General features: G+C 62.3%; 12 protein-coding genes. 2 read left to right on the top strand and 10 right to left on the bottom strand.

Going from position 1 to position 17098, the window contains the following annotated elements; translation table 11 throughout:
* Window positions 1-87 precede the first annotated feature (87 nt).
* The 5 genes from DK871_RS10300 to pbpC all read right to left on the bottom strand — a co-directional run bounded on the left by DK871_RS10300 (window position 88) and on the right by pbpC (window position 4826).
* Entirely contained in the window at window positions 88-645 is a 558-nt protein-coding gene (locus DK871_RS10300; RefSeq protein WP_161904929.1) for a DUF4136 domain-containing protein, read from the bottom strand.
* Window positions 646-688: 43 nt separating this feature from the next.
* Window positions 689-1291 (bottom strand): DUF4136 domain-containing protein, encoded by a 603-nt coding sequence (locus tag DK871_RS10295; protein ID WP_161904928.1) that lies wholly within the window; start codon window positions 1289-1291, stop codon window positions 689-691.
* 23 nt (window positions 1292-1314) lie between these two features.
* The gene (locus DK871_RS10290; RefSeq protein ID WP_161904927.1) at window positions 1315-2064 is read right to left on the bottom strand and encodes a methyltransferase; all 750 of its coding nucleotides are present in this window, start codon (window positions 2062-2064) and stop codon (window positions 1315-1317) included.
* The gene (locus DK871_RS10285; RefSeq protein ID WP_161904926.1) at window positions 2057-2365 is read right to left on the bottom strand and encodes a MazG-like family protein; all 309 of its coding nucleotides are present in this window, start codon (window positions 2363-2365) and stop codon (window positions 2057-2059) included. Before DK871_RS10285 ends, DK871_RS10290 begins: the two co-directional genes overlap by 8 nt.
* A 169-nt stretch (window positions 2366-2534) precedes the next feature.
* On the bottom strand, window positions 2535-4826 hold the full coding sequence (gene pbpC, locus DK871_RS10280) for a peptidoglycan glycosyltransferase PbpC (RefSeq protein WP_375139736.1): 2292 nt from the start codon (window positions 4824-4826) through the stop codon (window positions 2535-2537).
* A 245-nt stretch (window positions 4827-5071) separates the two neighbouring features.
* Between pbpC and DK871_RS10275 the strand changes: the two genes are divergently transcribed.
* A complete protein-coding gene (locus DK871_RS10275; protein WP_057702661.1) occupies window positions 5072-5365 on the top strand; it encodes a hypothetical protein in 294 nt (97 codons plus the stop codon).
* A gap of 131 nt (window positions 5366-5496) precedes the next feature.
* Here DK871_RS10275 and DK871_RS10270 read toward each other — a convergent pair whose 3' ends face one another.
* Entirely contained in the window at window positions 5497-10392 is a 4896-nt protein-coding gene (locus DK871_RS10270) for an alpha-2-macroglobulin (protein ID WP_161904925.1), read from the bottom strand.
* 759 nt (window positions 10393-11151) lie between these two features.
* On the opposite strand from DK871_RS10270, the gene DK871_RS10265 reads away from it, so the two are divergent.
* Window positions 11152-12495, top strand: a complete 1344-nt coding sequence (locus DK871_RS10265) for an MATE family efflux transporter (protein ID WP_161904924.1) — start codon at window positions 11152-11154, stop codon at window positions 12493-12495.
* Between the two features lie 111 nt (window positions 12496-12606).
* Here DK871_RS10265 and speA read toward each other — a convergent pair whose 3' ends face one another.
* From speA to DK871_RS10245, 4 genes are all read right to left on the bottom strand, one after another.
* On the bottom strand, window positions 12607-14520 hold the full coding sequence (gene speA / locus DK871_RS10260; protein ID WP_034126423.1) for an arginine decarboxylase: 1914 nt from the start codon (window positions 14518-14520) through the stop codon (window positions 12607-12609).
* A gap of 143 nt (window positions 14521-14663) precedes the next feature.
* Window positions 14664-15035, bottom strand: coding sequence for a translation initiation factor Sui1 (locus tag DK871_RS10255; protein WP_161904923.1), 372 nt, complete (start codon window positions 15033-15035; stop codon window positions 14664-14666).
* Window positions 15036-15341: 306 nt separating this feature from the next.
* Window positions 15342-15878, bottom strand: coding sequence for an NUDIX hydrolase (locus tag DK871_RS10250; RefSeq protein ID WP_161904922.1), 537 nt, complete (start codon window positions 15876-15878; stop codon window positions 15342-15344).
* A gap of 2 nt (window positions 15879-15880) precedes the next feature.
* Window positions 15881-16948, bottom strand: a complete 1068-nt coding sequence (locus tag DK871_RS10245) for a DUF2333 family protein (protein WP_003188197.1) — start codon at window positions 16946-16948, stop codon at window positions 15881-15883.
* Window positions 16949-17098 lie beyond the last annotated feature (150 nt).

The following is a 17098-nucleotide window of genomic DNA, read 5'->3' as shown; positions in this document are numbered from 1 at the left end:
GAAAAACTCACAGGCGCCTCGTTCATTCAGGAAGCACGCGTTATCGTTGACGTTTTTCGCGAGCAAGCTCGCTCCTACAGTGAGCGATCAGCGCGGTGGGTAGTTGGAGAGGATCTTGGTCACGGTGCTACGGATGGCCTGGTTGCGATCCTCGGGGTTTGGTGTGCTGGCCATCATTTGTTCGTCGCTGCCGCGCCACACCAGCTTGCCGTCCTTGCCGTCGAGCAGGTCGAGCTGGATGGTCGCCACTTTGTAGGTGATGTTGCGCGTTTCGTTGTACATCGGCGCGCCCCAATAACCATTCCACGGGCCGCCCCAGGCACCGCCATAGTTGGTGGTGACTTGCTGCTGGCGGTCTTCGACGATCAGGTAGGCCTGTACATTCAAGTCAGCCTTGGTACCCGCCGCCGCAGGACGCAAACCGCGCTGATCCAGCTGTTCGCCCACCGCCTGGCGGATGCGTTGCTCGGTGAGGTCGCTCTTGATTCGCGGGTCATCGGGGCGATACTGCAACGCCGGGTCTTTCCAGGCCCAATTGCGGTAGGCGCCGAAGTCTCGGCTGGCGTCGAAATCGTGGTTGACCTGGTTGCTCTGGCAACCGCCCAGCAACATGACAACAGCAAGTGCAGCGATGCGACGAAGCATGATGTTCTCCAAAAACAACGTGGGCCTGTAATGAGAATAGCTGCTAACTGGGCGGATAGGCAGCCATTGCCTTCTGCATCGCCTTGCGCAAACTATCGGCGCGCTCGCTCAGGCTGCCCTGGCTGGTGGTTTCGGCACTGGTGCTCCACACCGGCTGGCGGGTGCGCGCATCGAACAGGCTGATACGCGCCACGGCCACGGTCACTTCATAGGTGCGCACCACCGGCACGCTGTTGTACATGCCGTAACCGTTGCCATAGCGGTTATAGCCGCCGTAGCCGTAACCATAATCGTCCCGGACCTGGCGCAGGCGTTTTTCCAGGCGTACATCGGCGCTCACCAGCAAGTCCGGCGCACGCTGGTCATGCAAGGGGCGCAAGCCACGCTGGTCGAGAGCGCCGCTGACCGCCTCGGCAATCTGCGCCGAATCGGCCCAGGCCGTGCCCGCCGGCAACTGGCCGTTGAGCCAGCCCCAACTGCGGTAGGCACCATAGTCGCGCACCGGCGCGGGGTAGGCGCTGGCATCAAAGGTGGTGGCCGCCTGGGCGGGCGCCGGCGGCATCGGTGCCGAACTGGCCACGTAAGGGTTGGGACTCGAGCAAGCGCCAAGGCCTAGAGACAACAGGATTAAACCGAGACGACGCATGTCGACCTCCCACGCTGGGCCGCTTAAACCGGGCGGCAGATCCAGTGCAAATATCGCCCAAGCCCGGCAAAGCTTGGGTGACGACGGTGAGCGAGCTCCATCTCCAACAAGTCCTGCAGGTTGGCGCGCGCCTGGAATTCCACCGGCATATAGTCGTGGAACACCCGCACGCCACTTTGGCTTTCGACCTGCCACAACCCTTCGAGTTGCGCCGCCAACTCCCGTGGGTCCAGGGGTTGTTGCGGCGTCAGGCTCTGCTTTTCGCCGGCCATGTCGTTCTTGCGCATTTTGCGAAAGTGGCCCTTGAGCAGGTTGCGGTAGATCAACGCATCACGGTTGTAGAACGCCAGGGACAACCAGCCACCCGGCAGCGTTAGTTGGTGCAGCACCGGCAGGATGGCGTGAGGCTCGGCCAACCACTCCAGCACGGCGTGGCACAGTACCAGATCGTAAGGCTCGGTGAGCTGGCCGAGCAAGTCCTGCCACGGGGCATGAATAAAAGTCGCGCTTTGGCCCGCGGCAACGAAGCGCTGGCGCGCGCCCTCAAGCATCGGCGCAGCGGGTTCGGCCAGGGTCACCTGGTGGCCCTGCTCGGCCAGCCACAGCGACATATGCCCCAGGCCTGCGCCGATATCCAGCACGCGCAACGGCCGCTGCGGCAAGGTTTCTACCAAGTCAGCCTGGAGCACCGCCAGGCGAATCGCGCCCTTGGCACCGCCGTAGATCTTTTCGGCAAAGCGCGTGGCCAACTGGTCGAAATGACGATCACTCATGGGCAAACCGCCGTTCGCTATCGGCCAGCTTGGCGCGCACCACTTCGTTCATATCCAGGCCCAGCTCACTGCACAGCAACAACAGATACAAGACGATATCGCCGACCTCCTGGCCTGCATGCGCGAGTTTATCGGCGGGCAGTTGGCGGGATTGGTCTTCGGTGAGCCATTGGAAGATTTCCACCAGCTCGGCCATTTCCACGCTGGCGGCCATGGCCAGGTTTTTCGGGCTGTGGAACTGCTTCCACTCGTTGGTATCGCGGATGCGGTGCAGGCGTTCGGTGAGGTGTTCGAGGTTCATGCGGGGGCTCCTGAATGGGCATAGCTTCAGGGGGATGAGGGTTGAACGCAAGCCTCTGTAGGAGCGAGCTTGCTCGCGAAGAACCCCAAGACACCGCGTGCTTTCTGGCTGCACGCGTTATCGGTGACGTTTTTCGCGAGCAAGCTCGCTCCTACACCTACAGTGGGGGCTAGTCGACGACGCTGAATTCGAGCCTGGCGGTTTGACCGGCTTCATCCAATACGCTGAGCTGATAGCGCCCCAGCCGTTCAAAACTGGCATTGATGCTGTCCTGATTGGCGCTGTCGCCCAACGGCGCACCGTTGAGAAACCACCAACGCCGGCCACTGCCGCCCAACGCCGAGATTTTCAGGCGCAAGGCTTGCTGACTGGCGGCGGGCAGGCGCAGTTGGTCGCCTTCGCGTACGCCCACGATGGACAACGGCGATGACGCGGCCAGCGCCGGTGGCGAGCAATCCGGGTCAGCCGCCGGGATGCGTGCTTCACGGCGTTCAATCCTTGGCAACCAGGGCTCCAGCGGCGCCGGCCACAGGGCGATGTTTTGGGGGGTTGCGCCAGGGCAACGAGCATCGACCCGCAAGCCCTTGGCGTTGACCCAGATGCTTTCCATCAAGCCCACGCTCAAGGGTTGATCCAATGCCTGCAAGGTCGGCGGCGTGGTGTTGTCCAAGGTCCAGGCAAAACGCTGGCGGCGGCAATTGGGATCGCTGCGGCTCATGGGCTGGCCCAGCGGCCAGCAGATCGCCGCCACGCCGATATTGGCAGGCACCGGTTTGACCGGCGCGCTAATGCCGCGCTGGCTGTCGCGGTTGGTCAGCACGTCATGCACCTGCAACATCAACGGCGCTGCCGACGCCAGGCCGAACTGCCCCGGTACCGGTGTGCCATCGGGCCGGCCGATCCATACGCCGATCAGATAACGCGGGCCCACGCCAATCGCCCAGGCATCGCGAAAGCCGTAGCTGGTACCGGTTTTCCACGCCAGCACCGGGCGTTGGACCAGCTCGGCACGCGGGTCGCGGTCGGGCCGCGCCTGGCCGCTGAGGATGCGCCGCACAATCCACGCGGCGCCGGGCGACAGTAACGGCCGCTCCCTGAGCGTATCGTCCGGCTGTAACCGCAGAGTGGCGCTCTTGCCATCGCGGGCCAGGGCGCTGTAGCCGCTCACCAGGTCTTCCAGGCGACTGCCCGCGCCGCCGAGGATCAGCGCCAGGTTCGGCTCGGCCAACGCCGGCAACGCCAATGGCATGCCACCGATGCGCATCTGTGCGGCAAAGCGCTTGGGCCCGTAGGCTTCCAACAGTTGCACCGCCGGCAGGTTCAACGAGCTGGACAACGCCGTGCTCGCCGGCACCGCCCCGGTAAAGCCCATGGAAAAGTTGCCTGGGCGGTAATCGCCATAGCGTCGAGGCACGTCCTGCAACAGCGATTCGGAGTGAATCAGGCCGTCATCCAACGCCATGCCGTAGAGAAAAGGTTTCAAGGTGGAACCGGGCGAGCGCAGCGCGCTGATCATGTCCACATGGCCAAAGCGCTTGGTGTCGTTGATATCCACCGACCCCAGGTAGGCACGTACCGCCATGCTTTCTTCTTCCACCACCAGGATGGCCGCCGAGGTGTGCTCCGGCAGGCGTGCGCGCCAGCCCAGCAGCAGGTCTTCGAGACGGCGTTGCAGGGTGGCATCCAGCGTGGTGCGGATCAGCGGCGGGCTGTCGGGGCGGTTCAGGCGGCGCGCCAACAAGGGCGCCAGGCTAGGTTCCAGGCGTGGGGCGAGCAACAGGGGTTCTTCCAAGGCTTCATCAACCGCCGATTGCGGCCACACCTGAAACTCGGCCAGGCGACGCAGCACTTTGTCGCGGGCCTCCTGGGCGCGCTGCGGATGACGGTCCGGGCGCAAACGGCTCGGCGCCTGGGGCAACACCGCGAGCAACGCGGCTTCGGCGTGGGTCAGCTGTGACGGCGACTTGCCCAGGTACGCCCAACTCGCCGCTGCCACGCCCTGTAGCGTGCCGCCGAAAGGCGCGCGGTTCAGGTACAGGTTGAGGATTTCGTCCTTGGACAGGTGCCACTCCAACTGCGCGGTACGCCACAGCTGGCGTAACTTGCCGTGAAAAGTGCGTGAATGCGGGTCGAGCAAGCGCGCCACTTGCATCGACAAGGTGCTGCCGCCGGAGACCACCCGCGCACCGCTCAGGTTTTGCCAGGTTGCCCGCACCAGCGCCAACGGGTTTACGCCGGGGTGCTGGTAGAACCAACGGTCTTCATAGGTGAGCAGCGCGTCCAGGTAATACGGTGAGACATCACTGGTGTGTACCGGGTATCGCCATACGCCATTGGCATCGGCAAATCGCCATAGGGGTGTGCCATCTTCGGCCAGCACTACTCGGGCCAGGTCGTCCTGGGGCAGGGGTAAGGGCCAGATACGATCGGCCAGCCATAGCAGGGCAACCACCAACACCACACCACCCAAAGCCCAGCGCAATACCTGTAGGAGCTGGCTTGCCTGCGATAGCGCAGGATCAGTCAACTTATCCACAACTGCCCCACCGCTATCGCAGGCAAGCCAGCTCCCACATTGGGCCGAGTACATCCGGGCGTGATTAAACTAAAACTCAAACGGGCAAACCTCTATGCTTGCAGGGAACTCGCCTGCGTTATCGACAACCAAAGGCACAGTTACGCCCACCTTCTCATCAGGACACGCACATGCAGGTAGAAAGCTTTTTCGAATGGTTGGGCCAGGCGCTCGGCTCCGTCATCCGCTTTATCGTCGACGGGCTCAGCGGTTTGTTCGGGGCCTTGACCCACGCCGGCGGCAACTTTATCGACGGCCTGTCACGCACCTTGGGCATGGACACCTCGATCATCAGCATCATCACCCTGATCGTCGGCCTGTTGTTCCTCTACTCGGCGGTACGCGCCTTTATGCGGGCCTCGATTATCATCGGGATCATCTGGCTCATGCTGGGCCTATGGTTGCTGAGTTGGGTCGTACACTGACATTACAACCACTCGCCCCCCTCCTGTAGGAGCGAGCTTGCTCGCGAAATACCCACCGGCGTCGCGTTGATTCAGGAAACACGCGTTATCGTTGACGTTTTTCGCGAGCAAGCTCGCTCCTACAGTGGCTTTCAGCGGCCTTTGATCACCATATCTACTGGCGTTTCACCCACCGCCTGCCAGTTCGGCCGGTACATCGACTCTACCTGCGGCGGCGGCACGCGATAGGTTCCCGGGGTCACCGCACGCGCCAGGTACAGCAAGTGCGTGGTGCCATAGCCATCCAGATTCATCGCCGCCACATAGCGATCGTCCCTGAACTCCTGATGCTTGAGCGATGCATTCTGCATCGACTCACGCCACTCCTTCACCTGGCTGCTGGCGTTCTCAAGGCTCGCCGCGCTTTGGGCCAGGTTCTGGTTTTCCAGTTCCAGGCCGGCAGGCAACAGGTCAACCACCAGAGCATCCGGTACGCGCTGCTTGGCGCTGACCGCCAAATGCACCAGCACCAGATCACCGCTGTTGAGGTTACGCAGGTTCACAGGCTGGCCGTTCATGCCCAGGTATTCGCGGCGAATACTCAGGTTGTTGCCACCGGCCGCTGGCGGCACTTGTGGATAACCCGAGACCGTCAATTGCTGGTACACCGGCGCTTCACCCTGATTGCTCAAGGCCAGGTCGCTGGACAACAATTTGCCGTCCAATTGCAACGTCGATTGCTGGTTGTTCAACTCACGCACACCGCCGCTGCCGGTGAGCGACACCTGCCAGTTCGCTTCCGGCTTGGCGAACCCGAGGCGCCCGGCCAGGAACAGGGAATTACGCTCCTGGGTCGACAGGTACGGGCTGGCCGCCAATTGGTCCGACAGGGTGAACAAACGCTCCTCGCGCTGGCCCTTGGCCAAGTCGTTCTCCTCCAGCAACGCCAGGATCATCGCCTGGTCGCGCAGCGGGCTGCCGTAGTCGGCCAGCCACTCATTGGCATTGCGCTGCGCCGTCAACCCGGCCAACAACGCCTGATCCGCACGCGGCTGGTCACCCATTTTCTGCAGGGCGATGGCCAACTGCACCAGCGGCAGGCCGGAGCGTGCGTCGCTGCGCCGTTCGAACAGGCTGCGCAACGCGCCCAACGGCGCCTGCTGACTGCGCGCCAACACCATGCCGGCGTAGGCCTGCACGGCAAACCGGGTGTGTTCGGCGTTGTCGCTGTAACTCACCTCGATCAGGTTACGTTCCTGCACATACCGCAACAGGCGCTCGCTGGCCTTCTTCAAGGCTTCAGGCGGTACGGCAAACCCCTGGTCGCGGGCGCGCAGCAGGAAGTCGGTGACATAGGCGGTCAGCCAATATTCTTCCTCGCCATCGGCGCCCCACAAACCGAAGCTGCCGTTGTAGCGCTGCATGCCCAGCAGGCGCTCGATGCCCAATTCGATCTTGCGCTTGCGCTCTGCATCCGGCTCGCCCTTGATGCTCAGGCGCTTGAGCAGCGCGTCGTCGGCGTACAGCGAGGGGTACAAGCCACTGGCGGTTTGCTCCAGGCAACCATAGGGGTAGGCCTTGAGCGCACTGATCTGCGCGCCCAGGTTCAACGGCGGCCGGCTCGACAGGCTCAACAACGCCTCACGCCCCGAGGCGTCGAATTGATCCAGTGCGCCCGACGGCAAGCTCCACGGCTGATCCTTGAGCACAGCGCGGTAATGCTTGAGCAATGCCGGGTACGCCGGGCGTACGCCCAGGGTCCATTCGCGACTGAACGGCGGCAGGTTTTCACCCGGCAGGTCCAGGCCGTTGACGGTGACCGTGACCTTGCCCTGGCCGAGCCCGCCCCAGGCTTGTACCGGAATACGCAACGTGGTGCGCTGGCCTTGCTTGAGTTCAACCGACTGCGCGCCGCTGTTGACCAACTGCAACTGACCTTGCGCGGTCAATTGCACGTCGAGCTTCTGAGCCTTGCCCGACAGGTTGGAGAGGTCCAGGGCCAAGGTGGTCTGGTCGCCTCCTGCCAGAAAGCGCGGTGCCGACAACTCGGCGATCAGCGGGGCAGCGATCACGGTCTTGCCTTCGGCCATGCCGTAGCGATCCTCGCTCCAGGCTTGGGCCATCAGGCGCAGTTCGCCGTTGAAGTCGGGGATATTGACGCTGACTTCGCCCTCGCCTTTCTCGTTCAAGGTCACCGGCGCGCTTTGCAGGGCGACGATGGTTACGCTGGTGTCCGGGCGCTTGCCGCCTTTGGCCAACGCCGCGTCGCCACCAAATGCCAGGCTGGCCAAACGGCCCTGGCCGGCTTCGATCAGTTGCCCATAGATGTCGAACTGGTCGACCCCATAGGCTTTGCGGCCAAACAAGCTGGCGTACGGGTCGGGCGTTGGGTATTCGGTGATATTGAGGATGCCCACGTCCACCGCCGCGAGCAGTACGTGCACCTGTTGGGGCACGCTGCCATCGGCGTTCTTGGCGGCGATCTTCACCGTCAGCGGTTGTTTGGGGCGCATTTTTTCTGGCGCGGTAAGGGTCAGGCCGAGTTTGCGCTGGGTGCGATCCAGCGGCAGGTGCAGCAAGCCTACGGCGCGTTTAGGCGTGATATTGGCTTTGCGCTCGCCGGGGCGAATGACCAGGGCGCTCACATACAGATCGTGGCGCGACCATTTCGGGTCGAGCTTCACCGCAAAGCTTTCGCCTTCGGCCGGCACGTCGATTTCCTGCCACCACAGCGGCCCTTCGGCAGACTCCACCAACAGGTAACCTTTACCGGCCGCCGGTGGCGTGACGGTAACGTTGGCAGTGTCGCCATCGCCATAGGCGGGTTTGTCCAACGCCAGCTTGACCTGGTCTGGGCGCACGGCGCCGCCTTCGGTGTTGTCCTGGGCCTGATAGCCGGCCCAGAAGCGCAAGCTGCTGACCAGCCCGGTGTGCGGGTCTTCGACCTCCACGCGGTAAGGGCCCCACTCCACCTGGAAGCTGACCTTGGCGGTGTCGCCCGCCTTGATGTTCAGGCTCTGCTCATCGAGGTTGAGAAATTTCTCGTTGAAGTGGTAGCTCCAACCGTCGCTCTCCGAGTAATTCCAGTAATAGTCGCGGCGCTCACGCACCAGGCGCACCTTGAGGTCTTGCGCGGCCAGCTTCTGACCTTCCTGGTTGGTCACCAGCACTTCGAACTCCACCGGGCCATCGCCGTTGGTTTCCTTGCCGTCAAACAGGCCACGCAGGCCCGGCAATTGCTCGGCCGGCCAGATCGGCTGCACCAGGCGCCGAGTGATCGGCCGCCCCCCGGACTCCTGCAGGCTGGCTTGCACGATCAGTTGCAGTGGGGATTTGGCCTCGGCCCACTTGCTTTCCAGGGTCAGCGCTTGCTCGCCGTTGGCGTCGAGTACGCTTTCGTCCAGTTCGAAATCCTGGCTCAACTCTTCTTCGGTGACGGAACCGAACTGATAGCCCGGCAGAGATTTGACCGCCTCACGTAGCGGGCGCACATACACCTGGCCACTGACGCGGTTACCGGATGCGGGCGCGCCGTAGAGGTAACGGCCGTTGACCTGGATGACCGGGTTATCCGCCGGGCTCAGCGCCGTGTCACTGCCTTTGAGTTCCAGCGCCAGGCGCTCGGGCAGGAAGTCTTCGACGAGAAATTCATACAGTTGCGGCTTGCCGTCACCGAGGTCGAACACCAACTGCCAACGCCCGGTCGGCGCTTCGCCAGCCAGCTGCAACGGGTATTGATACAGGCCAGACGCGTCGGCCTCCCACACGAACTTGCGGCTCACCTGTTCATCCGGGCGCCGTACTTCGACGCTCACCGGCTGAGGCTTCACCGCCTTGCCATCCTTGTCGCGCAACAGCGCGTTGAGCAGCACGGTTTCGCCAGGGCGATACAAATCACGCGGGCCGAACACAAAGAATTGCAACGGGTGGGACGGTTGCCCGCCGATATCGAACTCCGCCAGGTCCAGCGCGGCGCTGTCCAGGCGCAGCAGGCTGGTTTGCTCGCCCTGCTTGGCCAGTAACACCTGGGCTTTTTTCGGCAGCGGCAACTCGGCGTGGCCACCGTCCTCGGTCTTGCCCTGGCCGAGCACGCGGCCTTCGGCATCGAGGATTTCCAGTTCGACGCCGTTGAGCGCCTTGCCGCCTTCCAACGCCTGGGTAAACACATCCAGGCGATTGGCATAGCGGTGCACCGACAGGCCGATATCGCTCAAGGTGAACAGGGTGGCCGGTTGCGAATAGTTGTAGGTGCCTGAAGCACGCATCACCGCCAGGTACACGCCGGGTTGCTGCAGTTGTTTGAGGCCGGCAATCGGCAGCAACAGGGTTTCGCGAGTATTGCGCGCCGGGTTCAGGTCGAAACGCCCGCCGTAGACCAACTCGGCCATCGGCAGCAGTTCGCGGGACTCATAGCTTTGCAGGCTGGTATTGCGCCCCCATTGCGCCAGGAATGACGGCAGGGATTCGGGCTTGATCCGGAAGAATTCGACGTCGATCTTGTCGACATTCAACGCGATCACCGGCAGGCCCTCGGCCAGGCGCGTCGGCAACAACGTGCCACGGCTGGCGAAGCCGACGGTGGCTTGCAGGTCGCGGGTTTCCAGGCGGGCGCTGTATTCGGCAGCGAGGGTATTGCCGTTGACCGCCTTCACCCCGGCGTCCACGGTCAGCACCAGCTTGCGCTGCGGCTCAAGGTGACGCAGGCGCAGCTCCATCAGGTTATCGGACAGTTCCCAGGCGCCATCGACCTTGCCGGACGTGCTGTCTACCAAGTGCAATTTATCGGCGAATTTCTGATCGGGGTCCAGGGGGATGGAAAAGCTCACCGACAAGGTGCTGGCCCCGTCCAACTGCACCTCGGACACGTCCACCACGCTCAGCTCGCGCCCGGCATAACGCTGCTTGAGCGCCGCCACATCTACCGCGGCTTTCACCGGCTTCGGCGCTGCCGCCACGGTGGGCGCAGGCGGTGCAGCGGGTTTATCGGAAGAATCGCAAGCGCTCAGCAGGGCCAGCGCGCAGGCCAGGAACAGTCCTTTGTTAAGCATGGGGCACTCATAGTCAGAGGGAACCGAGGGGTGAACTATATATCAGCGCCGACCAAGCCGCTGTGGCGCTGGTCACATTGACCGACGGAGGGGCGGTTGGTTCTAGGTAGGCATGAAGCCGAGCCAAATCCCACAACCATTGGTTGGCGATCAAGATCAACATGTGGGAGCTGGCTTGCCTATCTACACAACTTTGTAGCCTGTAGCAGCCGACGGTAACTACGATGCGAAGCGAGCCGCTCTTGATCTTGATCTGCTTTTGATCTCAAGCGCCCCGTCAAACCACGCTGGCCGGAATTCGACAGGGATTTGGGGGGTAAACCGGCAGGGATGCCGGTTTAGCCGCCCCGCGCCATGGATGGCGCGTGGCGGCGGCCCCCCAAATCACTGGCGAATTACGGGCACACCGAGCCCTAGCGAGGTGCCGAGTGGTGGGGCAAGAGCGCTTTGCTTACTTTGCCGCTTTTGCAAAGTGAGCCGCCGTCAGGGCGGAACCCTAAGTAGCCGTTACCTAAATAACGGATATGTACCCGGTCCAACTGTGTTGACTGCCAGGCCGCCTTCGCAGGCAAGCCAGCTCCCACATTTAGATCTCGGCGCGTCAGTTAGATCAGCGCCGGCTGCCGGGCCGTCACGGGAGCAAGCTCCCTCGCCACAGGTTTAGCGTCGCACCAAAGTTGTGTAGATACCTATGCCCATCGCCGGCAAGCCAGCTCCCACATTGGCCGGGTACAATGCCGCTCCCCCGAAGGAGACTGCATGTCCACCTTATTGACCGACTGGCGCCACCGCCCTACCCACCGCCGCGTCTGGGCCCTGGCCGCGCCGATGATCCTGTCGAATATCTCGGTGCCGTTGGTGGCCCTGGTGGACAGCATGGTCATCGGCCACCTGCCCCACGCCCACCAACTGGGCGCCGTGGCTGTCGGTGCCAGCCTGTATACCTTTCTCGCCTGGGCCATGGGCTTCCTGCGCATGGGCTCCACCGGCTTCGCCGCCCAAGCCGCTGGGCGCAACGATGGGGCGGCGTTGCGGCAGATCCTGTTGCAAGGCTTGTTGCTGGCGCTGGGCCTGGCGATGCTGCTGGGCACCGTGGGCATTCCATTGAGCCACCTGGCCCTGGAGTGGATGCAGCCCTCGCCCGAACTGAACCAACTGACCCGCGAGTTTTTCCACACCCGCCTGTTCGGCCTGCCCGCCGCCCTCGCCAGCTATGCACTGGTCGGCTGGTTCCTCGGCACCCAGAACGCCCGAGCGCCATTGACGATTTTGCTGACCACCAACCTGGTCAACATCGCGCTTAACCTATGGTTCGTCCTCGGACTGGACTGGGGTGTGGTCGGCTCCGCCCGCGCCTCGGTAATCGCCGAGTGGACCGGCGCCCTGCTCGGCCTGGCGCTCACGCAAAAAGCCCTGCGTGCCTACCCCGGGCATATCGCTTGGGCCGCCTTGAAACGGTGGCAAAGCTGGCGCCCGTTGCTGGCGGTCAACCGCGACATCTTCATCCGCAGCCTGGCACTGCAGTCGGTGTTTTTCATGATCACGGTGCAAGGCGCACGGTTGGGCGATGCCACCGTGGCAGCCAATGCGCTGCTACTTAACGGCCTGTTACTGACAGCTCATGCATTGGATGGCTTGGCCCACGCGGTCGAAGCCCTCTGCGGCCACGCCATCGGCGCCCGTGACCGACAGGCGTTGCGTCGCTCATTGGTGGTGGCCTGCGGTTGGTCACTGATCGCCAGCGTGGGTTTCGCCCTGCTGTTCACCTTCGGCGGCCATCTGTTTATCGCCATGCAGACCGATATTCCCAGCGTGCGCGAAACCGCCGACATCTACCTGCCTTACCTCGCGGTATTGCCGTTGATTGCAGTGTGGAGTTATCTACTTGATGGCTTGTTTATCGGCGCAACGCGCGCGCGGGAGATGCGCAATGGGATGTTGCTGACGGTGCTGCTGGTACTGCCGATTGCCTGGGCCTTGCAGGGGCTGGGCAACCACGGGTTGTGGATCACCTTCCTGCTGTTCATGGCGGTGCGCAGCCTGACGCTGTGGGCGATAGCCTGGCGCCTGAATCGGCAAGGGCTGTGGCTGGGAGCAAGCTGAAGGAACGCAGACCCAATGTGGGAGCTGGCTTGCCTGCGATGGCGGTGTGTCAGTCCCTTAACTGTTGCCTGACACTCCGCCATCGCGGGCAAGCCCGCTCCCACATTTTTATTACGAGGACAGGTACGAAGAACGGGTCAGGCCCAGGCGCAACGCATCCAGGAACTGGGTGCGCTCCGAAGCAGAGATCTTCGCGCTCGCACACTTGTCCCGGTAATGCGTCATCAACTCCTCCGGCGACAAGTGCACGTAGCGCAGCATGTCTTCGATGGTGTCGTGGGTCTCGATCCCGGCGCTGTACACCGAGCCGTCTTCACGCTGGTAGATGTTCACCGAGTCGGTATCACCGAACAGGTTGTGCATGTCGCCCAGGATTTCCTGATACGCGCCGACCAGGAAGATCCCCAGCAGGTAGTCCTCGCCTTCGTTCAAACCGTGAACCGGCAGGCTGGTCTCGATGCTCTGCTCGTCGACGTATTGCTTGATCTTGCCGTCGGAGTCGCAGGTCAGGTCTTGCAGCACGGCGCGGCGCAGCGGCTCTTCGTCGAGGCGGTGCAGCGGCAGAATAGGCAGGACCTGGCCGATGGCCCAGGTGTCCGGCAGGCTCTGGAATACCGAGAAGTTGCAGATGTACTTGTCGGCCAGCTTGTCGTTGAGTTCGTCCAGCACCTGGCGGTGCGAGCGCTGGCGGGCTTTCAACGAGTTGTGCAGGCGACGGCACACCGCGAAGTAGCACTGTTCGGCCAGGGCTTTTTCCGCCAGGGTCAGCTTGCCGTCGGCGTACTGGGTGGCCACGTCGCTCATGTAGTGGGTGGCGCGCCAATAGGTTTCGGTGACCATCTCGATGTCGGTCGGGCCCAGCAGGTCCACCAGCCATTGCACGGTTTCCGGCAGGCTTTCCTTGTTTTCGATAGTCGGGATTTCGTCGTTGTGCTTCTCGACGTCCGTCACCTGCACCACCAGCATGGCGTGGTGAGCGGTCAGGGAACGGCCGCTTTCGGAGAAGATGTTCGGGTGCGGCAGGCTCTGCGCATCGCAGAACTCCTTGAGCATACCCACCACCACGCCGGCGTAGTCGTCCATGTCGTAGTTGATCGAACTGGCGTTGCGCGAGTGGGTACCGTCGTAGTCCACGCCCAGGCCACCGCCGACGTCGATGTGGTCCACCGGCAGGCCGAGGTTGCGCAGTTCGCCGTAGTAACGAATGGCTTCCTTGAACCCGTGCTGGTAGTCAGCCAGGTTGGCGATCTGCGAGCCCATATGGAAGTGCAGCAGACGGATGCCTTGGTCCAGGCCGGCTGCGCGGAAGCGCTCGACCACCGACAGCAGCTGCGCCGCCGACAGACCGAATTTGGATTTCTCGCCACCGGTGTCGGCCCACTTGCTCGATGCCAGGGACGACAGGCGCACACGCAGGCCCACCTGCGGCTTGACCTTGAGGCTCGCCGCCTCTTCGATCACCAGCCCCACCTCGGACTCTTTCTCGATCACGATGAACACGTTGTGGCCGAGCTTCTGGCCCATCAGCGCCAGGCGGATGAACTCACGGTCTTTGTAACCGTTGCAGACGATGGTGCCGCCCTTCGGCGCCAGGGCCAGCACGGCCAGCAGCTCCGGCTTGGAGCCGGCTTCCAGGCCGATGGAGACGTTCTGGGTGGCAATGATGTTCTCGATCACCGCTTCCTGCTGGTTCACCTTGATCGGGTACAGCGCGGTGTACTTGCTCTGGTATTCCAGGCGCTCGATGTTGGCATCGAAGGCACCGGTCAATTGGCGCACGCGGTCTTGCAGGATATCGGGGAAGCGCACCAGCAGCGGCAACGACAGGCCGCTTTTGCGCAATTCATCGACTTGCTCGTACAGGTCGACGGGCGTGCTGTTCGGGCCGTTCGGACGAACTTCTACGCGACCGGCTTCATTGATCGCGAAATACCCGGCCCCCCAATGGCGAATCCCGTAAACACTGCGGCTGTCCGCAACTGTCCATTGGCTGCCATCGTCTTTGCGTGTGCGTCGTACGGACATCGAAGTCCCCTATAAATGAAGGCGAAGGCGCCACCTCTCGTTCGAGGCTGGCGCAGTCTAAAGAATGAAAATGACGATTTGCCTGCAAGGGAAGTAGACCCCACTGGCAGGACAGAGTTTAGCCACAGGTTGGGAAGAGGCTTTCAGCCGCCGGACTTCTTGGCCTTGTACCCGAGCTTGATCAGCTCGGCCAACAGCAACTCGACGTGATCGCCCTGGATCTCGATGACCCCGTCTTTCAACGCGCCACCGGTGCCACAGCGCTTTTTCAGCGAGGTGGCCAGTTCCTTCAGGGCCTCTTCAGCCAAGGGCACGCCGGTGACGGTGGTCACCGTCTTGCCGCCACGGCCTTTGCTCTCGCGACGCACGCGGGCAATACCGTCGCCTTCAGGGATCAGGGTCTGTTTGCAGGTGCACGAATCCACGGGCTGACGACAGTCCGGGCAGTGTCGACCTGCGTCGGTGGAAAATACCAGGCCACCAAGGGCGGCGAAGGATGCGGCTTTTTTGGCCACCGGCAATCCTCTTGGGAGGATGAAGACTGATCGGCGCCGCACAAGGCGGTGACCGACCGCGAAGCCCCACTCAGGCAGGGGCAGCGCTACCGAACCGTCAAGGTCACCACCACTGTAGGAGCGAGCTTGCTCGCGAAGATCGTCAACGATAACGCGGCCATTCAGGCAGCACGCGGTGTCTTGGCGTTTTTCGCGAGCAAGCTCGCTCCTACAGGGTGAAACAATAGCGGTTCGGGTGAAAAGGCGCGCAGTGTAACGGCAAAAAGCAAAGTTGCTAAGAGCCAAATGGCGCCAATTTATACAACTTTAGCGACGTGAGGCGAGATAGCGCCGCAAGCCCTCTTGGGCGTCCGGGCAATAAGGCTTTTGCTCGGCCTCTGCAAGCACCGTTTCAATGGGTAGAAAACGCGCCTCCATGACCTCTTCAGGCTGCAAACACAGCGGTCCGTCCCATACGGCAGAGTAAGAAGTACACCACAGGCGGCTGTCGCCATCTTCAAAGTAAAAATGATCGTGCTCGACCAACTCCACTCCACTCACGCCCAGCTCTTCGGCCAATTCCCGCTGTGCCGACAGGGAATAGCTTTCCCCCGCCGCCACCATCCCACCCGCCGCCGTATCCCAGAACCCTGGATACAGAGCTTTACTCAGCGTGCGCCGATGCACACACAGCTCGCCTTTGGAATTGAACAGGAAGATAAACGTGCAACGGCCGATCAAGCCGCGCTGGCGCAGGTCAGACCTGACCAGGTGGCCGAGCAGGTGGTCCTGCTCGTCGACCCAGCAGATCAGTTCAGCATCGGAAGCCGCTCGGTGTGCGGCCTCCTTTTGAGTAGCGTCCATCATCAACCCTGGTTGAGGAGCTGACGCAAGTCGATCACTGCAGCGTTTGCCCGGGAAATATAGTTAGCCATCACCAGCGAATGGTTCGCCAGTACACCGAAGCCACTGCCGTTAAGAATCATAGGACTCCATACCGGTTCCTGCGAGGCCTCCAGCTCACGAATGATCTGGCGCACGCTGACGGTGGCGTTTTTCTTGGCCAGTACGTCGGCAAAGTCGACTTCGATGGCACGCAACAGATGGGACAGCGCCCACGCCTGGCCGCGCGCTTCGTAGAACACGTTGTCGATCTGCATCCATGGGGTTTCCACCACTTCTTCATCGACCTGGGGCACTTCACCCGGCGCCAGCGCCTCGGTTTTCAGCGCGGTGTTCAACTTGACCCGGCCCACACTGGCCGACAGGCGCTGGGACAGCGAACCCAAACGGGTCGCCACATCGCCCAGCCAGTTGTTGAGGTTGTCGGCACGCGCATAAAACAGCGCGCCGCGCTGGTTCGGGTCAGACAGGCGCGCTTCGTAGCGGCTCAGGGAATTGATGCCTTCCTGGTACTCCGACTCACTGGAAGGCAGCACCCAGCTCTTGTTATCGAAGTTAAAGCGCGGCTCGGCCTTGGCCAAGTCAGCGTCTTCAGCCGACTGCGACTGGGAGCGAGCGAAGTCTTTGCGCAGGGCACGAGTGAGGTCACGCACCTGCACTAGCACGCCGTATTCCCAGCTCGGCATGTTGTCCATCCACAAGCCCGGCGGGAAACGGTCGTTGGAAATATAACCGCCCGGTTTGTTCAGCAAGGTGCCGACCACGGTCTTGAGGGTTTCGACGGTGGTGTAGCCCACGACCATCTGCTTGCCTTCTTTCTCGGCGGCAAGCTGGGCATTTTGCTGCACCGGAAACAGCGCCGGCTCCTGGCTCCAGTACCAACCCAGGCCACCGGTGACCAGCAGGTACAGGCCGATGATGCTGAGCAAAGCCCGGCTCATCAGCAAGTTGCGAAAATAGCTGCGGTTGGCCGACTTGGGCTCAGGGGCGGGGCCTTTGGCACTGCCTTCACGGTTTTTCCAGTCCAGCATGGCGATATCCTTTCAATCACTTGAGTTCATGCACGTCAATTGTCCGGGTGCGTTCAGACACTCCGACCACAACCCTACCCCATCGTGCCCGTCAATGCGGGGCTTTTACACGAAAGTGGCACACCTGAGCGCTTGGACTATAAAGGATGC

The organism is Pseudomonas sp. L13, assembly GCF_009935965.1.
Taxonomy (GTDB): Bacteria; Pseudomonadota; Gammaproteobacteria; order Pseudomonadales; family Pseudomonadaceae; genus Aquipseudomonas; species Aquipseudomonas lactis.
This window is presented reverse-complemented; position numbering and strand designations above follow the sequence as displayed.

Coding starts and splice junctions, on each gene's coding strand:
- DK871_RS10300 (WP_161904929.1), bottom strand. CDS start 645: ATGCTTCGTCGCATCGCTGCACTTGCTGTTGTCATGTTGCTGGGCGGT.
- DK871_RS10295 (WP_161904928.1), bottom strand. CDS start 1,291: ATGCGTCGTCTCGGTTTAATCCTGTTGTCTCTAGGCCTTGGCGCTTGC.
- DK871_RS10290 (WP_161904927.1), bottom strand. CDS start 2,064: ATGAGTGATCGTCATTTCGACCAGTTGGCCACGCGCTTTGCCGAAAAG.
- DK871_RS10285 (WP_161904926.1), bottom strand. CDS start 2,365: ATGAACCTCGAACACCTCACCGAACGCCTGCACCGCATCCGCGATACC.
- DK871_RS10275 (WP_057702661.1), top strand. CDS start 5,072: ATGCAGGTAGAAAGCTTTTTCGAATGGTTGGGCCAGGCGCTCGGCTCC.
- DK871_RS10270 (WP_161904925.1), bottom strand. CDS start 10,392: ATGCTTAACAAAGGACTGTTCCTGGCCTGCGCGCTGGCCCTGCTGAGC.
- DK871_RS10265 (WP_161904924.1), top strand. CDS start 11,152: ATGTCCACCTTATTGACCGACTGGCGCCACCGCCCTACCCACCGCCGC.
- speA (WP_034126423.1), bottom strand. CDS start 14,520: ATGTCCGTACGACGCACACGCAAAGACGATGGCAGCCAATGGACAGTT.
- DK871_RS10250 (WP_161904922.1), bottom strand. CDS start 15,878: ATGGACGCTACTCAAAAGGAGGCCGCACACCGAGCGGCTTCCGATGCT.
- DK871_RS10245 (WP_003188197.1), bottom strand. CDS start 16,948: ATGCTGGACTGGAAAAACCGTGAAGGCAGTGCCAAAGGCCCCGCCCCT.